Genomic DNA, 16,913 nt, shown 5'->3' with positions numbered 1-16,913 from the left:
AACGTGCATCCGCGGGGCCGCTATCGGCTACGTCAGCGATCTGCTTCCCGGTAGCGGGATCCGTGACCGCAAAACGCCGTCCGCTCGCTGCGGCGAGCCACTGCCCATTGATGAAGTTATCGGCGCGGATCAGCGCGCGTGCCTGCTGCTCGAGATTCGTGCTCATGAGAACACCTCCTGTTTATGATTTGCGTCGCCGGGCAAACGCGATCTATAGGCTCAATATCCGCGCGCCCGATCGATTTCGCCAATCATGGGCTCGCCGGCGCGATGACGGCGCAGGTTCTCCAGCACTGCGTCGGCGGCCGTGACGGCGCTTGTGGCGCTTGCGATATGCGGTGTTATGCGCACCCGCGGCTGGATCCAAAGCGGGTGATCTGCGGGCAAGGGCTCCGGATCGGTCACGTCGATGACCGCACTACGGATTTGACCGCGAGCCAGTGCATCGAGCAGATCGTCAATGACCAGTTGTGGTCCTCGACCGGCATGCACAAGCGACGCGCCTTCGGGTAACGCAGTGAATACGCGTTGATTGAGAAAACCTCGTGTCGCATCGGTGAGCGGCAAAAGGCAGATGAGCACGTCGGTGCGCGCGAGAAACGTATCGAGCGCGGCATCGCCAGCGAAGCATTCAACGCCCTCGATATCGTGCGGCGAACGACTCCATCCGGCGCACGCGAAACCGAAGAGCCGCAGTCGTTCGAGTACTGCGGTTCCGAGGACCCCGAGCCCCAGAACGCCGACGCGCCGTGAGGCGGCTGGCCGAAGCGGCATGGGTTTCCATATGCGCGCCTGCTGCTGCAGCGCGTAGTCGCACAGATCGCGATGGATCGCGAGTACCGCTTCCGTTACGTACTCGACCATGCCGTCTACAATGCCCGGCTCAATCATGCGCACGACCGGAAGGCGGGCAGGAATACGGCTGAGGTCGAGCTGATCGACGCCTGCGCCAATGGAGAACACCGCTTCCAGATTGGGCAGCGTGACCGCGAGATCATCCGGCTGCCAGGCAACCAGATAGCCGATCTCAGTGGGGTCGCCTATATCTGGCCACATGCGAAACGCAATATCCGGCGCGAGTTGAGCGAAGCGCTCGGCCCAGATTGCACCTCGCACTGGATCGGATTTGTATAGCACAGTCATCGTCGCTTACCCCATCGCCTGATTGATGATGCCAAACACGCGATATATCGCGTCCGGTTTGCCGCTGTGCTGCTCGGCCGGCCCATTGCGCATCATCCACACGACCGTGTCGACGCTCGTCATGCCAAGCGCGTTCAGCCAATCATCGAGGCCGGCGCCCCCTGGCACGTCGATGCGCACGAACTCGCCGGCGTATTGCCTGAGCCAGTAGTCGATTAGCACTTTCGCCCGCCGATCGTCTGGCGAATGTGGCGCCACGACGGGGCCAACCGCATAACCGCGACCGAAGCGACGAAACAGCGAAAAGCCCATCAGTTCGCTGCCGCTCTCGAGCACGACGCCCTGCGCAACGCCAAGTAGCGCAGGGATAATCTCGCTGCGATCCAGCCCGCTCGCACGCGACGCGAGTTCGATTACCTGTGGTACGTCGTCGCCTGCCAGGGGGCGCAACTGCTCTCCGGCCGCAAGCATGACGGCCTGCCCGCTGCCGGCAGTGCCTTGATGTTGAACAACCGTGCCGCACTCTTCGAAACCGAGTTTTTCGTAGAGCGGCTTGCCCGCGGGCGTGGCGTACAGGAACGTGACCCGATTGCCAAGCTCTTCGAGAACCAGTTCCATCAGCTTGCGGCCGATACCGCGCCCCTGCTCTTCAGGCGCCACGATTACGAGACCGAGCGTCCCCTGATTTGCGCCGGACTTCCAGTAGTGTGCGGTGCCGATCACTTCGCCGTTGTCATCCAGCGCGACGAACCCATTACCGGTATCGAACATCAATTGCCAGTCTTCCGCGCGATGCGGCCAGCCAGCAGCAATTGAAAGTGCATGCGCAGCGACGATGTCGCTGGGCCTGAAGTCTCGATAGGCGGGCGCCTTCTTGATGCGTATTTCGGACATGAAAGCTCCTATAGCGGCATGCTTGACCTCAGATAGGGTCATCATCGCCAAAGCCGGTCAGTGATCTTTTTTCTCGGCTATGCTACCGCCGAGCGTTCAGCGAAATATGGCATTATTCAATATAATGATCAAGTGAATTCCGATCTTCATCACGCTGAAGGACGGTTGCGTCGTGCGGGGGAGGAAGAGCCCCGCGAACGAGCGAGCGTGCGAACCAGTGCGTGTGCAGAGGCACGGAAGGGGCATTGAACTGTTTCAACAGAGGTTTTCATGAAGACAGCACAGGTAAAAAAGAAAGGCGTGACTGAACTGCATCATTCTGATGTTGGCGCGCGCTTACGGGCCCTGCGCAACGAGCAAGGGTTGTCCGTCAACGAACTTGCGATGCGCGCCGGCGTATCGGCCGGCACCGTGAGCCAGGTCGAACGCAACAAGGCGAACCCGTCGGTACGCATACTCGAACGCCTAAGGCAGGCGTTGTCGGTGCCGCTTACCGCTCTGCTCGAGGAGGACGACGCAGTGTCGGATCCGGTAGCCGGCGACTTCGTGCGCAAGGCGGACGAGCGGCCGCTGTTCGACGTCGGCAAGCACGGCATCCAGAAAGAACTGCTGTCGCCGCACGGGGAACATGACCTGAAGATGATGATCATTCTGTTGCCGGCAGGCGCCGGGTCGGATGAGGTGCTCGTCGGCGTAGGCGAAAAGGCTGGACTGGTGCTTGAAGGCACGGTCGTGCTGAACGTTGGCGATCGCCGCGCCGTGCTGCGGGCTGGCGACAGCTTCCAGTTCAAGAGCACAGTGCCGCACAGCGTACGCAACGAGAGTGGCGAGATGGCGCGTGTGCTTTGGATCATGAACACGCAACCGCCGATCGTTCATTTGTGATCTCGCGCACGCGATTTCCGGCGTTCAGTGGCGAAAAGTTCTTCCGCCCTGCACAACGAAAACTTTGCGATTTTTATTTTTGATCACTGGAAATTCATTTTTCATTCACTATACTGAACACAATCCCAAGTATGTTCATTGCGGGTCGTGCGATGGACAAGTCTTGCAATCGGGGGCGACGCGTGGAGTCAACCCTGATGTCGCCGCTTTACTCCAGGTTTTGAGGTCAGGCCGAGCATGTCCACTCCGTCACTCGATTTTGATCCGTCCAATGTCTCGCTGCCGCAGGGACATTTCATTGGCGGCATCTACTATTCAACCAATGAGACATCGATTGCCGTCTATCGTCCTTCCGACGGTCAGTTGCTCGGTCATATCCCGGACGCCTCCGCAGACACGGTCGACTACGCGGTGAGCAACGCGGTGCAGGCATGGAAGACTAGCGGTTGGGCAACACAACCGCCTCGCGAGCGGGCAAAGGTACTAACGCGGTGGGCAGAATTAATCGACCGGAATGCAGTGAGCCTGGCGCAGTTGGAGGCGGTTAGCTCGACGCGCCCGGTTGCCGAGGCATACGCGTCCGATGTGCCGTTTACTGCGGACGCGATACGCTTCTTCGCAGAGCTCGCCGACAAACTTGGCGGCGATTTTGCGGCAACGCGGCAAGAAAGTGTGGGATTTGTGACATCGGAACCTTATGGTGTGATCGGTGCAATCACACCGTGGAATTTCCCGCTGTCGATGTGCTCGTGGAAATGCGGGCCCGCGCTCGCTGCCGGGAACGCGGTCGTGCTGAAGCCGTCGGAGCTGACGCCGTTCTCCACGCTGCGGCTTGCGGAACTGGCGATCGAAGCCGGCATGCCGCCCGGCATCTTCAACGTGGTGAACGGTCGCGGCGCAACGACCGGATCCGCAATCACCCGTCATCCCGACATCTCGAAGATCAGCTTCACGGGCTCGACCCGCACCGGTGCGGCGATCATGAGCGACGCGGGTTTGCACGGCACGAAGCCGGTTACGCTCGAGCTGGGCGGGAAAAGCCCGCAGCTTGTGTTCGAACGGGTTCCAGACCTGTCACACACGGCGCAATGTGTCGCGCGAGGGTTCACGAGCAACGGGGGCCAGGCGTGTGTCGCCGGCACGCGCCTTATCGCACACAGGCGCATCGTCGAGCCACTGCTCGAAGCGGTGCAGCATCATTTGGCAAACATTGCCCCAGGGCCGCTGTGGCGAAGCACCACGAGCTATTCGCCCATCATCAGCCAAACCCAGGCTGAGCGGATTGAGACACTCATCGACGAGAGCCGGGCAAGCGGCGCTGAAGTGATCTTCGGAGGAGGTTACTTCGAAGATACGGACGGTGGCTATTTCCATCGGCCGACGCTCCTGGCGAATGTCACCCAATCGACTCCTGCAGTGCGGCAGGAATTGTTCGGTCCGGTGCTAACCATTCAAACCTTTGAAGATGAAGACGAAGGAATCGCACTCGCGGGGCACCCGACGTACGGACTCTGCGCGGGTGTCCATACACGCGACATCGGTCAAGCAATGCGCGCGATGCGCCGCATATCGGCGGGCACTGTCTGGATCAATCGTTATGGTCGTAGCGGGGACTTGATTATCCCCACAGGCGGGTTCAAGCAGTCCGGTATTGGCAAGGATCTCGGACGCCAGGCTCTCGAGGCCAGCATGCGCTACAAGAGCGTGCTGATCGATTTTGATCGGATGTGATTCACGGTAAGCAGTTGATCGCTATTGCAGTGAATGCTTTTGCTCATTGGTTTACACCGAGGTGTAAAGGAGGTCAAACGTCTGGTATGCACGCTTTTGCCACACCTGTCTGAAAAACTCTTCTTAAGGATAGACCATGTTCCAACGTACGTCGCAAAGTGCTTCGAGGAAGCGCATCAGTTTCCTGCACCGCATCCTCGTCGCCGCTGCCGTTGTGACCGCCGCGGCCTGCGGGGCCAGCCAGGCAAGCGCTGCGCAAGTAGCGGTATCCGCAGGAACCACGCCCTCCAGCATTCCCAATGCATTTCTCAACATCAAAACAAATCAGATCGAAGGAGTCATGCCGGATGTGATCCGCGAAATCGGCAAGCGCGAAGGTTTCGACGTGTCGTTCGACGTCATTCCTTTCCCCGCATTGATTCAGTCCGTTGTCTCCGACAAGATCGATCTCATCGTTGCAGGCATGTCCCCCACGCCGAAGCGCCAGGAAGTTATTGACTTCTCTCAGCCAGTAGCGTTTTTTGGGAAAGGAATCATCGTCGCCGCGTCCGATAAGAACACCTATCGCACGGTCGAGGATTTAAAGGGCAGTGTCGTCGGATCGGGCGCCGGTGAGGAAACCTCGGACGAACTGATCAAGCTCGGCATCTTCAAGGAAGTCAAGTTGTACAACACTGCGGCGGACATGGCCCGTGATGTTGCTTTGGGCCGCGTCACGGCAGGCTTCAATGACTATCCCATCTGGAAGGCGCAACAAGCGGCCGGTACGCTGCAGGGCTGTCGCGTGGTCGATGGTTTTACTCCGCTGCGTAAGGTGCCGATTGCATTCGGAGTAAAGAAAGGCAACGCGGCGTTGCTTTCCAAGATTAATGATGGGCTGAGCAAAATGAAGGCTGATGGGTCGTTGGACAAGATTCTGAAGAAATGGAACTACGTTGACTGACACCCGTACTTTCGATCGATTCTTGTAGGGGCGCATAGTCAGGCACGTCTTCGGTAAGGTTCTGGAGCAGATACGACCCGGCCCGCGAGATGTGCATGAGTATGCCGATGGGTAAGGAGACGCCGGGTTGCCCGGATGGTTTTAGCGTTGCTATCGGGACCATCCATCCTCGATAGCTACGTTGAAGATCGGCACCGGTCATGCAGTGTAACGATTATTAGAAAGGCGAATCATGCGTTGGAGCGACATAGTCGAGTTTGTCCCGATACTCCTTCAAGGGGCCGGGCTGACCATCTTCATCACAGTCAGCTGTCTGATCCTTAGTACCGCGCTTGGTCTTGTTTGGGCGCTACTGAAGATGTCGCGGCATGCGCCGGTCAGGCGTGCGGCCACCATGTTGATCAACGTGGTTCGTGGCCTGCCGATGATCGTGCTGCTGTTCTACATCTACTTTGTATTGCCTTCAATTCACATCCAGATGAGCGCGTTGGAAGCGAGCATCGTTGGTCTGGCATTTGGCTATTCAACGTACGTCGCAGAAATTATCCGATCAGGCATCGAGTCGGTGGATCCCGGCCAATACGAAGCTGCGCAATCCATAGGAATGGGACGCTTCAAGACCATGACCCGGGTGGTTCTTCCCCAGGCAATCAAGGTAGCACTGCCGCCCTACAGCAATACGCTTGTGTCGATGCTCAAGGATTCATCTCTTGCATCGACGATCACCGTCGCTGAAATGACGCGCCAAGGATTTCTCATCGCGGCGGCGACCTTCCAGAACCTGACGGTCTACACGCTCGTGGCGGTTGCATATCTCGCAATGAGCCTTCCGTTGATGAAATTGACGAAGTCGCTGGAAAAGCGCTTCGGAAAACACCAGGTGAAGTGAGGTTGCAAATGATCGAAATTACAGACGTGCACAAAAGCTTCGGCACCGTGCCGGTGCTCAAGGGCATTACGTTGAAGGTGAGCCAGGGCGAGGTCGTGTGTCTGATCGGCGCCTCGGGCTCCGGCAAGTCAACGCTTCTTCGATGTATCAATGCCCTCGAGTCATACGATTCGGGCGAGATCAAACTGCTGGATCAGGTCGTTGAACAGCGCTCCCGTCATATTAATCAGCTTCGCACCCAGGTAGGCATGGTTTTCCAGCGCTTCAACCTGTTTCCGCACCGTACTGCGATAGAAAACGTGATGGAGGGCCCGTTGCATGTCAAGCGCGAACCGGTCGCGCAAGCGAGGCGCGAAGCGATCGAACTGCTTCACAAGGTTGGTCTCGGCCAGAAAATAGACGCGTATCCGCATCAACTGTCTGGCGGTCAGCAGCAGCGCGTCGCGATCGCGCGCTCGCTCGCAATGAAGCCGAAAGCGATCCTGTTCGACGAACCGACTTCGGCACTCGACCCTGAACTCGTCGGTGAGGTTCTGAGCGTAATGCGCACGCTAGCGCGTGAAGGCATGACGATGCTGGTTGTCACGCACGAAATGGGCTTCGCCCGCGAAGTAGCCGACCGTGTGTGCTTCCTGCACGCTGGGCTCATCATCGAGGAAGGCACCGCCAACGAGGTGCTTGGCTCACCGCGCGAAGCGCGTACCCGAGAATTTTTGCGCCACGTGCTGACGCACCGCGCCGAGGATCCGCACGCGCACAACGGCGGAACAGGAGCCGTAGCATGAGCGGCTCTTCGTCGAACCAAATGATGGAAGTCTGAAATGCTCAGAGTTGATGAGGTATACGACACGCCGGAATTCTCGCACGCGGCGGACGTGATCGTGATTGGTGCGGGGATCGTCGGAACATCCGCAGCCTATGAACTCGCGCGACGCGGCGTTTCCGTCGCACTGGTTGACAAAGGTATAGTCGGGGGCGAGCAATCGGGGCGGAACTGGGGTTGGGTCCGGCAGCAGAACCGCGACATCTTCGAACTGCCGCTTGCCATGCGCAGCCTTCGTCGGTGGAGTGAGTTGCGAGATGAAATCCAGATTGACCTGGGTTTTCGCCGCGAAGGAATTCTTTACGCCAGCAGCGACGCAAAAAGCATCGCTCAGTGGGAGTCATGGTGCAGACGGGCAGCCGAGGTTGGGTTTGTCAGTCATATGCTCAGTTCCTCCGAGGTGAACAGCCGTGCTCCCCGCGGCGGTCCGCAGTACGCCGGGGGCGTCTGGTCCCCGGACGACGGGAGGGCGGAGCCGTCGCGTGCTGCGCCCGCTCTTGCCGAGGGGGCAAAGCGCCGCGGTGCGCTGCTCTATCAAAACTGCGCGGCACGTGGTTTGGAACTTAGTGCCGGGCGCGTCAGCGGTGTGTGGACCGAGCGCGGTCTGATCAAGGCGAGCACGGTGGTCTGCGCGGGTGGCGCGTGGAGTTCGCGCTTTTGCAAGCGCCACGGCATCGACCTCCCGGCAGTAAATGTCATCGGAACGGCCATGCGTACATCCGCCGCTGCGGACGTGGTCAACGGTTGCTTCAGTGGCCCTGGATTTGCACTTCGTCGCCGCCTTGATGGCGGTTACACCCTGGCCGTTCCGGGTTTCGGGCGCATCGACCTGGCGCCGCTCGGCGTGAAGAACGCGTTAAGTTACTACCGCAATTACCGGAACGATATCGGCAAGAAGCTCAAGTATCGCCTCGCAAAGCCCTGGTTCGAAGGGCCCGAGGCCTCAGCGAACTGGCGATTCGACCAGATTTCGCCGTTTGAACGCTGCCGCGTGCTGGACCCAAAGCCCGATCTGGAGTTCGTGCGACTTGCGCTGAATAACGTCAAGCGCGCTATCCCGCAGTTGTCCGACCTGCGAGTGGTGCACGCCTGGGCGGGAGCAATCGACACGACGCCAGACCTCATTCCAATCATCTCCGATGTCGCGACACTGCCTGGGTTACACGTCGCCACGGGGTTCAGTGGTCATGGCTTCGCGTTAGGGCCGGCGGCAGGAGAGCTTGTCGCCGATATGGTCACGGGTGCGGAGCCCATGATGGATATTTCCCCTTACCGATTGAGCCGTTTTACAGACGGCACAAACATCAAGGTTCCGGAAATGATGTGACAGCGAACGTTGCGGACGCTGTTTGACCGGCGTCGATTTCTCGCGTCACAGTTCCTGACGGGATGTCGAAGTTTATTAAATCTAGCTTCGACATCCCGTATCGAGCGTTTTTTCAATTATTGAAGGCCCAAGTGATGGGAGCGTCGTTATGAGATACGTGTCGACCCGAGGCGGCAGCGTCGATCGGCGGTTTTCAGAAGTTTTAATGGAAGGACTGGCGCCGGACGGTGGCCTGTACGTGCCTGCGCACTACCCCACGGTCGATGACGCAGCGCTCCAGCGCTGGCGCGGCTTGCCGTATGCCGAACTGGCTTTCGAGATCCTCGCGCTGTATATCGACGACGTCCCGCCAGACGAGCTCCGCGCCATTGTCGCCACTACCTATACCCCGGAAACCTTCGGCTCGACACAGATCGTTCCGCTGCGAGAGCTGGACGAATCGATCGCTTTGCTCAACCTGTCCAATGGCCCTACTTTCGCCTTCAAGGACATGGCAATGCAGCTTCTTGGCAACCTGTTCGAAGCCGAACTGCGGCGCCGCGGCGCAGAACTTAATATCCTCGGTGCGACCTCAGGCGATACCGGCAGCGCAGCGCAATACGCCATGCGGGGAAAGCAGAACGTGCAGGTCTTCATGTTGAGTCCGCTCGGTCGCATGAGTCCGTTTCAGCAGGCCCAGATGTTCAGCCTGCAGGACGAGAACATTCACAATCTTGTTGTCGAAGGTAGCTTTGACACGTGCCAGGATATCGTCAAGGCAGTTTCAGCCGATCTTGCGTTTAAGCGCCAATACGACATCGGTACGGTCAATTCCATCAACTGGGCACGCTTGCTGGCACAGGTCGTCTATTATTTTTCCGGTTATTTCCAGGCGACGAATGACAACAGCGAACGCGTCTCTTTTTGCGTCCCTTCGGGAAATTTCGGCAATATATGCGCGGGCCACGTCGCCCGCAAGATGGGATTGCCAATCGAGAAGCTGGTGCTTGCCACCAACGAAAACGATGTGCTTGACGAATTTTTCAAGACCGGCCGATATCGTGTGCGCAGCAGCGGGGAGACGATGGTCACTTCCAGCCCTTCGATGGACATCTCGAAGGCATCGAATTTCGAGCGCTTCATTTTCGACTTACTGGGCCGGGATGCACATCGCGTCGCAGACTTATTTGACGTGGAGCTTTCGCAGCGCGGCCAATTCTGTCTCACGGAACAGGAAACTGCCTGCATTGCCCGCTATGGCTTTGTGTCGGGCAAGAGTACGCACGTGGATCGCCTGCGGACGATTTCGCATACCTGGCAACGCCATCGCACGATGATCGACCCGCACACCGCCGATGGGGTCAAGGTTGCACGCGAGCACCATCTCCCAGGCACTCGCACCATCGTGCTCGAAACCGCACTCCCGCTGAAGTTCGAGGACATCATCCGCGAGGCGACCGGCCGGGACGCGCCGAGGCCCTCTGCAGTGGCGGGTCTGGAAGAACGCCCGCGACGCTGCGAAGTGATCGCACCATCGGCTGATGCGGTGATGGCATACATCGCCCGGCATTGCAACGCCTGACTTCGCCGGGAGAGTTTTGCCATGGCTGTATTTACCCCGGTCTCCGAGGAAGATGCTGCAGCTTTCATCGCGCCACTGGCGCTGGGGGAGCTGACTTCATTGCGCGGCATTCCATGTGGGATTGAAAACACCAACTATTTCGTCACGACGAACGCCGGTGAATTCGTGCTCACCCTCTTCGAGCGGCTGAGCGAAGCTCAATTGTCGTTCAGCTTGCAATTAATGCTGCACCTCGCTCGAAAGAAGATATCCGTACCTGAGCCAAAGGCAGATGAAAACGGCCGGATGGTGTTCCGGTTGAACGGGAAAGCCGCGTGCGTTGTGACCAGACTGGAAGGCGGGCATTGCCAGGAGCCGGAGCGACACCATTGCGAGCAAGTCGGCGAAACGTTGGGGTGCATGCACCAGGCTGGTAGCGACTTCGACATGCAGCACGTCAATTCGCGGGGCTATGAGTGGTGGTTTCAGGCCGCCGACCGGATCTTGCCACTTCTCGACGGTGAAAGACGCGGAGTCCTGATTGATGAACTGCGATTCCAGGAGGAACTCACCAGTGACAGTTCCTACCGTGAATTGCCTCGAGGCCCCGTACATGGCGATCTTTTTCGCGACAATGTCATGTTTTCCAAGGCCGCTTCACAGGAGAGCCTCACGGGCGCCGAGAAGCTGTCGGGATTCTTCGACTTTTACTTCGCGGGAACCGACATATTGATATTCGACGTGGCAGTGTGTCTGAACGACTGGTGCATCGACCGCCAGACGGGGGCGCTGCTGCCCGCCATGGCCACTGCACTCGTAGAAGGCTACGAACGCGCCCGTGCGTTGACATTGCCGGAGCGATGCTACTTGCCGGCGGTGCTCAGAGCGGTGGCGTTACGCTTCTGGCTATCCCGCCTGGTGGACCTGCACTTCCCCCGTGATTCTGCACTGCTCCAGGCGCATGACCCGGAGCACTTCTTTCGCGTGTTATGCCATCACCGCCGCTCCTCGCTTTCTGATAGCGAAGGCAGCAGCTAAAGACGGCTCATTCAGCCCGGGTGGAAGGGGCCGTTTTTACAAGAGTTCGCCGACAGCATCGGTGGCTATATGACAGCCGCGGCCAGGACTAATTGAATATGACCATCAAGGAGCAGTACGAAGTGGGTTGGCGGCGAAGTTCGCCGTGCACTTCCGCTGCTGTGTTGCGCGGCAGACGATGCCGCTCGAGCCTTACATACAACGTTGAACTCGTGTTTTGCACACCAGCACCAACAACATCTTCTTTTTTCAGTGCTTGAATTCTGACCGAGAAATTCACTTCCTGCTTCACCACCCAATTCTTCACGGGTTCACAAAACGGTAGGACTGAGACAAGAATCGATTTCGAGCCAAAGTAGATTACCTTCGACTGTTACGACACGCTGACGAAGTTCCACATGGGCGACATGGCCCGTGAGATTTACGGTAACCGCCTCCAGGGCGTAGAACTGGGGCGATTCGTCGCATTCTTCTCAAGCGATCGCCACGACGAGGTGCTCGGCGTGTGGAAGCCGGATCGCGACGTGGTCGTCAATGCATCACGCCGCGCGTGCAAGCGCATGAAAATCGAGTTCCTCGAAGCGGGAGCGGAGCAGTTTTACCTCGCCGCACCGACGTGGGGCCCGCACCCGGACGTACGGGAGGGCCTGTCGCGCCTCGCGAAGAAGTACAAGCTCGTGATCCTTTCGAATGCGTCGGACGATCAGATCCAGAGCAATGTTGACAAGCTGGGGGCACCATTCCATCGCGTGGTCACCGCGCAGCAGGCGCAATCGTACAAACCGCGCATGCAGGGATTCGAGTACGTGTTCGACCAGTTGAACTGCAACCCGGAGGACGTCCTTCACGTGTCGTCGAGCCCGCGCTCGATCTGATGACGACACACGACATCGGCATCGAGCACAAGGCTTTCGCCAAGCGCGGCCATGAGCCGGACGCGCCGTACTACGAGTACTATGAAGTCGATACGATCGTCGATCTGGCCGCACAACTCGGTCTGTGATTCCTTGCCCTCCCTATCCATGCTGAGACTTCCGGTAAAACTCGACTTGTAAGGGCTCGATACGACACGTTACGGTGTCAAGCCTGGACAGCCATCGATGGCAATATTAAAACCACGGTGACTGGCCAGCTGTTCCATCGGGCTGCCCGCCGCGCTAGCAATCGGCACGCGCGGCGTTAACGTTGTCGTGCCGGGCGCTAGTGTCTTACCGCAGCGGATGATCACGATGTTTGATTTGCTTGATCGATGCCTCGAACACATCTAGCGACTGTGCCAGCGCTTCACTGTCCATATGCCCATATCCGAGCAGAAACCCATCGGTGGCCAATTCGAGCACGGCGAAATCGCCAATGTCATTGAACACGACGCCGTTGGATCGCAATGCGGCTCGCAGGTCCCGATCAAACGCACTATCGCGACCTGCGATGACCACATGCAGGCCGCCCTCTTCGCCTCCCACGGTGACCATGTCCGCGTATGGGGCCAGCCGTTCGCGTATGGTGTCACGCATCGCCCCGTAATGCCGCCGCACCCTGCGCAGATGTCGGTCCAGTTCACCGGACACGAGCAACGTCTCGACTACCTTCTGCACCGGCCACGACACATGCGTACGCTCGCGTTCGATTAGCGCGGCCAGCGCGGCAGCCACGGCTGGCGGAGCGACGATGAAACCAAGGCGAAGTGAAGGACTGACCGCTTTCGCGAACGTGTTCAGTAGCAGCGTGCTTTCCGGCGCATAGCTGAAGATCGGCGGATGGTTCGTTCCCGCGTAGTGGAACTCACAATCGTATTCGTTTTCGAGAATCAGCATCGCCCGCGTGCGCGCAAGTTCGACTAGTGCCGTGCGCCTCGGACCCGACAGACGGCCGCCCATCGGATATTGATGCGCCGGCGTCACATGCACAAGGACCGGCGAGACGCTGTCATCGACAATTCTGTCGACAACGACACCTTCAGCATCAACCGGCGCGTAGTGCAACGACGCGCCGGAGCGCTGGAATGCCAGGGCGGCGCCGGTGTAGCCCGGATCCTCCGTCGCGCACAGGTCGCCCCGGCGCAGCAGCGCCTGCGCAGCCAGATGAAGTGCATGACCCGTGCCGTGCGTAACAACAATCTGCTCGGGTGTAACGTAGACCGATCGGTGTTCACGTATCCAGTTCGCGATCGCGCGTCTAAGCCCTGCTTCGCCACGGGGATCACCATAGCCTTGTGGCGGCAAATGCCGCCCCGCTTCACGACAGGCGTTCCGCCATACGTCGAGCGGCAAGCTCCGGGTGCAGGCCTGTCCGGGCCGCCAGTCGAAGCTCGCACCGGTTGATCGTTCAGGTGGGCGCATTTCATCGTGACACACACGCTGCAGCAACAATGGCTTCCATGCCGGCCCATCTGCTGCGGCGCGGATGGCGGGTGTGCTTGCCACCACGAAAGTACCGTGACGGCCACGCCCTTCAAGGATGCCTTCGGCGATCAGTTCGTCGTAGGCTTCAACCACACAGTTGCGTGCCACCGCCAGGTGGCTGGCAAGTTCGCGGCTTGGCGGCAGGCGGGTGCCGGGCAGCAGCGCACGGCTAACTGTTTTTTCGCGCAATTGCCTTGCTATCTGCCGGAAAACTGGCACACCTGACACTCGGTCCAGTTCAAGGGCGACCAGCGCCGGCAGCGGCTGCCGAGATGGACGGTTCGCAACCATAAAAGCCTCAAATTGCTCCCGTTTTGGTTCTTAAAAATCCTGCGGAAACCGCCAGAATTGACGAACCAACGATACCACGGGATCGCCATGCGCATCCGCATCATCACTGACGACTTCACCAGCGCCCTCGATGGGACGGCTTGCTTCGCGGGGCATGGCTGGGATACAGCTGTCCTTGTCCAACCGGAAGGCACCGGTACCGCCGAGGTCGTCAGCCTCGACACGAATTCCCGCGAATTCACGCCAGAGCTCGATCACCACGCTGTCGCCAACGCCGCACACACATGGCGTGATGCCGACGTACTCACTCTGCAGTTCGACTCAACGCTGCGTGGCCGCGTCGCTCGCGACTGCTCGACAGCGCTTGCCGCTTCCGGCCGGCGTAAGCTGCTCATCGCGCCCGCGTTTCCGTCGGCCGGGCGCACGGTCGAAGAGGGGCGCGTGCTCGTTGACGGCGTGCCAGTTCACGAAACCGCATTCGGAAAAGATCCCACGCTGCCGGTTCGCGAATCCAGCATCCCCGCACTGTTCCGTGCGCATAGCATCGAGGTAAAGGTCGCACGCGACGTGGCTCACGCAGGCGCGCTGCTTGAAGTGCATGACGCTGTGGTTGTCGATGCACGCACTGAAGCGGAGCTGGATACGATCGCCACTACCTTCGCCGGCGCGCGCGATCTGCTGCTGGCCGGTTCGACCGGACTTCTGCGCGGACTCGCCCGCGTGCTGCCTCGCCCGCACAGTGCGCAAGTCGCACGTGTTGGGTACCGCGATTCTGCATCCGCATGCATGCGCACGGCCCGCCGCCCGTGGCTCGTCGTGGGCAGCCTTAATCCACAATCGCGACGGCAACTCGTTATCGCCCAGGCCCAATGCCGGGTGAACGTACTGGCAACCGGCGAATCACGCCTGCCCGCCGGTGTCGCCCCGCAGGCTGCGCTGCGCGATCTGGTGCTGCAGGTTGTGAATCTCGTTGGCAGCGGCGCGTGCGACGGGCTCGTTGTGACCGGAGGGGAAACCGCCCGGCGCATCATTGACGCGCTCCCAACTGTGTCACTGCGCGTGTGCCGCGAAATCATGCCGGGTGTGCCGCTGGCAGAGGTTCAAACCGCGACTGGTACGTTTCCCATGATCACAAAGGCCGGCGGATTCGGCGACGACGACGCTTTGCTCACCTGTATCAACGCTTTGACCGGGGCAAAACCATGAAGCAGAAACTGATAGCCGTCACTATGGGTGACGCGGCAGGGATTGGGCCAGAAATCATCGTCAAGACGTTTGCCGATGCCGCGTTCATCGCCGGGTACCCGTCGTTCGTGATTGGAGACGCGGGCGTGTTACGACGGCAGGCCGCCGCGCTAGGCCTGAAGCTGGACATACGCGAAGTTGGCTCGGCAGCGGAAGTCGCGCCGCGGCCGGGCGTGCTCGATATCCTGCACGTGCATCGTGCGGATACGCTGCCCGTCGATCTGCCGCTCGGAGTCGTGAGCGCCGCTGCCGGACAGGCCGCATTCGACGCGATCCGTACCGCGATCGAGCTTGCCGTGCGGGGCGACATCGCCGGCATCTGTACGGCGCCGATCCACAAGGAAGCACTCGCCGCCGCGCGCGTGCCTTATCCCGGCCACACCGAAATGCTCGCCGACCTCTCCGGTACGCGTGACTACGCGATGATGCTGGTCAACCCGACGCTGCGAACCATCCTCGTAACGGTTCACTGCTCGATGCTCGACGCGATCGCGAAGCTCTCCATCGAAAGCGAACTGCGCATCATCCGGCTCGCTTATCGCGCGATGCGCGATCTCGGCATAGAACGTCCCCGCGTGGCCGTCGCCGGACTGAACCCGCATGCGGGTGAAGGGGGCCTCTTCGGCCGCGAGGATCTCGACATCGTCGCGCCCGCCATCCGGCTTGCACAGAAAGAAGGTATCGACGCCAGCGGCCCGTGGCCCGGCGACACCGTGTTCATGAACGCACGCCGCGGCCGCTTCGACATCGTGGTTGCGCAGTATCACGACCAGGGGCTCATACCGGTTAAGCTCGCCGGGGTCGAGGACGGCGTGAACATCACCGTCGGCCTGCCGTTCGTGCGCACGAGCCCCGATCACGGCACGGCCTTCGATATCGCGGGCAAGGGCATAGCCGATCCCGCCAGCCTGCAGGTTGCCCTGCAAACCGCTCACCAGTTCGTCCGCTCTCGGGCGAACCATTCATCCACTACCGGAGCCTGACGTGTCCCACTTCATCCTGATGCTGACCGAAAACGACGCGACAATCGCCGACGCAATCGCCACCTACGACAGCCTGCGCGACAGTCCGATTCACTATGTCGGCTTCAAGGACATCGGCCTGCCGGTCGCTGCGCTCAAACAGCTCGCGCAGCGCATCCGCGCCGACGGCCGCAAGGTTATGCTGGAAGTCGTCGCGACCAGCCGCGAAACAGAGCTGGAATCGATTCGGGCCGCGCTGGAGATCGGCGTCGATTATCTGCTTGGCGGCCGCCACGTTGAAGATGCGCTGCCGCTGCTGCGTGGCTCGGCGGTGCGATATTTCCCGTTCGCGGGCCGCACCGTCGGTCACCCGACCGTACTCGAGGGCACGATGAACGAAATCGTCGAGGACGCACGCCGCATCGCGTCGATGCCGGGTGTCCACGGTCTCGACCTGCTTGCATATCGCTTTGCTGGCGAGGGCGATCCGGTCGAACTGACAAGGCGAGTCGTCGAGGCAGTCGGTATACCTGTAATTGCCGCAGGCAGCATCGACCGCGAGAAACGTGTGAAGGCGATGATTAGTGCGAATACGTGGGGCTTCACTGTCGGCAGCGCTCTTTTCCAGAATGCTTTCGTCGACCGACGTCTGTCAGCCCAGATCGATACGATCTTCAAAATCGAAGGGGTTACTGCTTGATGTTCGACGAAATCGATTGGAGTGCGGGCTTCAGCAGTCTCCCGCCGTATTCGAAGAACCGATGACCACATCTGAAAAGAAAGGCACTTGGCCCGGCCGC

At 59.8% G+C, this 16,913-nt stretch carries 15 protein-coding genes and 2 pseudogenes; 12 read left to right on the top strand and 5 right to left on the bottom strand.

Features of this window, described 5'->3' with window-relative positions; translation table 11 throughout:
- The 3 genes and pseudogenes from ACFSNN_RS03630 to ACFSNN_RS03620 form a co-directional block, all read right to left on the bottom strand.
- Nucleotides 1–166, bottom strand: a pseudogene (locus tag ACFSNN_RS03630) (succinate-semialdehyde dehydrogenase (NADP(+))); the annotation flags it as partial.
- A 53-nt stretch (nt 167–219) separates the two neighbouring features.
- Nucleotides 220–1,143: a 2-hydroxyacid dehydrogenase gene (locus ACFSNN_RS03625; protein WP_134466094.1), complete on the bottom strand. Its 924-nt coding sequence runs from the start codon at nt 1,141–1,143 to the stop codon at nt 220–222.
- 6 nt (nt 1,144–1,149) lie between these two features.
- The gene (locus ACFSNN_RS03620; protein ID WP_134466095.1) at nt 1,150–2,037 is read right to left on the bottom strand and encodes a GNAT family N-acetyltransferase; all 888 of its coding nucleotides are present in this window, start codon (nt 2,035–2,037) and stop codon (nt 1,150–1,152) included.
- Between the two features lie 270 nt (nt 2,038–2,307).
- On the opposite strand from ACFSNN_RS03620, the gene ACFSNN_RS03615 reads away from it, so the two are divergent.
- The 8 genes from ACFSNN_RS03615 to ACFSNN_RS03580 all read left to right on the top strand — a co-directional run bounded on the left by ACFSNN_RS03615 (nt 2,308) and on the right by ACFSNN_RS03580 (nt 11,213).
- Complete coding sequence (locus tag ACFSNN_RS03615) at nt 2,308–2,922, top strand: cupin domain-containing protein (RefSeq protein ID WP_134466096.1); 615 nt, start codon at nt 2,308–2,310, stop codon at nt 2,920–2,922.
- Nucleotides 2,923–3,159: 237 nt separating this feature from the next.
- A complete protein-coding gene (locus ACFSNN_RS03610) occupies nt 3,160–4,653 on the top strand; it encodes an aldehyde dehydrogenase family protein (RefSeq protein WP_134466097.1) in 1,494 nt (497 codons plus the stop codon).
- Between the two features lie 136 nt (nt 4,654–4,789).
- Entirely contained in the window at nt 4,790–5,596 is an 807-nt protein-coding gene (locus tag ACFSNN_RS03605; RefSeq protein WP_134466098.1) for a substrate-binding periplasmic protein, read from the top strand.
- 232 nt (nt 5,597–5,828) lie between these two features.
- Entirely contained in the window at nt 5,829–6,485 is a 657-nt protein-coding gene (locus ACFSNN_RS03600; protein ID WP_134466099.1) for an amino acid ABC transporter permease, read from the top strand.
- Between the two features lie 8 nt (nt 6,486–6,493).
- Nucleotides 6,494–7,270 (top strand): amino acid ABC transporter ATP-binding protein, encoded by a 777-nt coding sequence (locus ACFSNN_RS03595; protein ID WP_134466100.1) that lies wholly within the window; start codon nt 6,494–6,496, stop codon nt 7,268–7,270.
- A 36-nt stretch (nt 7,271–7,306) separates the two neighbouring features.
- A complete protein-coding gene (locus ACFSNN_RS03590; protein ID WP_134466101.1) occupies nt 7,307–8,635 on the top strand; it encodes an NAD(P)/FAD-dependent oxidoreductase in 1,329 nt (442 codons plus the stop codon).
- Between the two features lie 148 nt (nt 8,636–8,783).
- Nucleotides 8,784–10,196: a threonine synthase gene (thrC, locus tag ACFSNN_RS03585; RefSeq protein WP_134466102.1), complete on the top strand. Its 1,413-nt coding sequence runs from the start codon at nt 8,784–8,786 to the stop codon at nt 10,194–10,196.
- 21 nt (nt 10,197–10,217) lie between these two features.
- Nucleotides 10,218–11,213 carry a homoserine kinase gene (locus ACFSNN_RS03580; RefSeq protein ID WP_134466103.1) on the top strand — a complete coding sequence of 332 codons (996 nt, stop codon included), beginning with the start codon at nt 10,218–10,220 and terminating at the stop codon, nt 11,211–11,213.
- An 88-nt stretch (nt 11,214–11,301) separates the two neighbouring features.
- Here the strand turns inward: ACFSNN_RS03580 and ACFSNN_RS03575 are convergent, their stop codons facing one another.
- Entirely contained in the window at nt 11,302–11,505 is a 204-nt protein-coding gene (locus ACFSNN_RS03575) for a hypothetical protein (RefSeq protein WP_134466104.1), read from the bottom strand.
- A gap of 106 nt (nt 11,506–11,611) precedes the next feature.
- Between ACFSNN_RS03575 and ACFSNN_RS03570 the strand changes: the two are divergent.
- A pseudogene (locus ACFSNN_RS03570) lies at nt 11,612–12,216 on the top strand (HAD-IA family hydrolase).
- 205 nt (nt 12,217–12,421) lie between these two features.
- Here ACFSNN_RS03570 and pdxR read toward each other — a convergent pair.
- Nucleotides 12,422–13,906, bottom strand: a complete 1,485-nt coding sequence (pdxR, locus tag ACFSNN_RS03565; protein WP_134466105.1) for a MocR-like pyridoxine biosynthesis transcription factor PdxR — start codon at nt 13,904–13,906, stop codon at nt 12,422–12,424.
- A gap of 57 nt (nt 13,907–13,963) precedes the next feature.
- Between pdxR and ACFSNN_RS03560 the strand changes: the two genes are divergently transcribed.
- The 3 genes from ACFSNN_RS03560 to ACFSNN_RS03550 are packed head-to-tail and all read left to right on the top strand — an operon-like array spanning nt 13,964 to nt 16,813.
- Nucleotides 13,964–15,112, top strand: a complete 1,149-nt coding sequence (locus tag ACFSNN_RS03560; protein WP_134466106.1) for a four-carbon acid sugar kinase family protein — start codon at nt 13,964–13,966, stop codon at nt 15,110–15,112.
- On the top strand, nt 15,109–16,134 hold the full coding sequence (gene pdxA / locus ACFSNN_RS03555) for a 4-hydroxythreonine-4-phosphate dehydrogenase PdxA (protein ID WP_134466107.1): 1,026 nt from the start codon (nt 15,109–15,111) through the stop codon (nt 16,132–16,134). Before ACFSNN_RS03560 ends, pdxA begins: the two co-directional genes overlap by 4 nt.
- Nucleotide 16,135: 1 nt before the next feature.
- Nucleotides 16,136–16,813, top strand: a complete 678-nt coding sequence (locus ACFSNN_RS03550) for a beta/alpha barrel domain-containing protein (RefSeq protein ID WP_134466108.1) — start codon at nt 16,136–16,138, stop codon at nt 16,811–16,813.
- Nucleotides 16,814–16,913: the final 100 nt, after the last annotated feature.

This window comes from Paraburkholderia dipogonis (assembly GCF_042680985.1).
In the GTDB taxonomy this organism is placed as follows: domain Bacteria; phylum Pseudomonadota; class Gammaproteobacteria; order Burkholderiales; family Burkholderiaceae; genus Paraburkholderia; species Paraburkholderia phytofirmans.
Note: the sequence above shows the minus strand (reverse complement) of the source record. Positions and strands in the feature narration are given on the sequence as shown.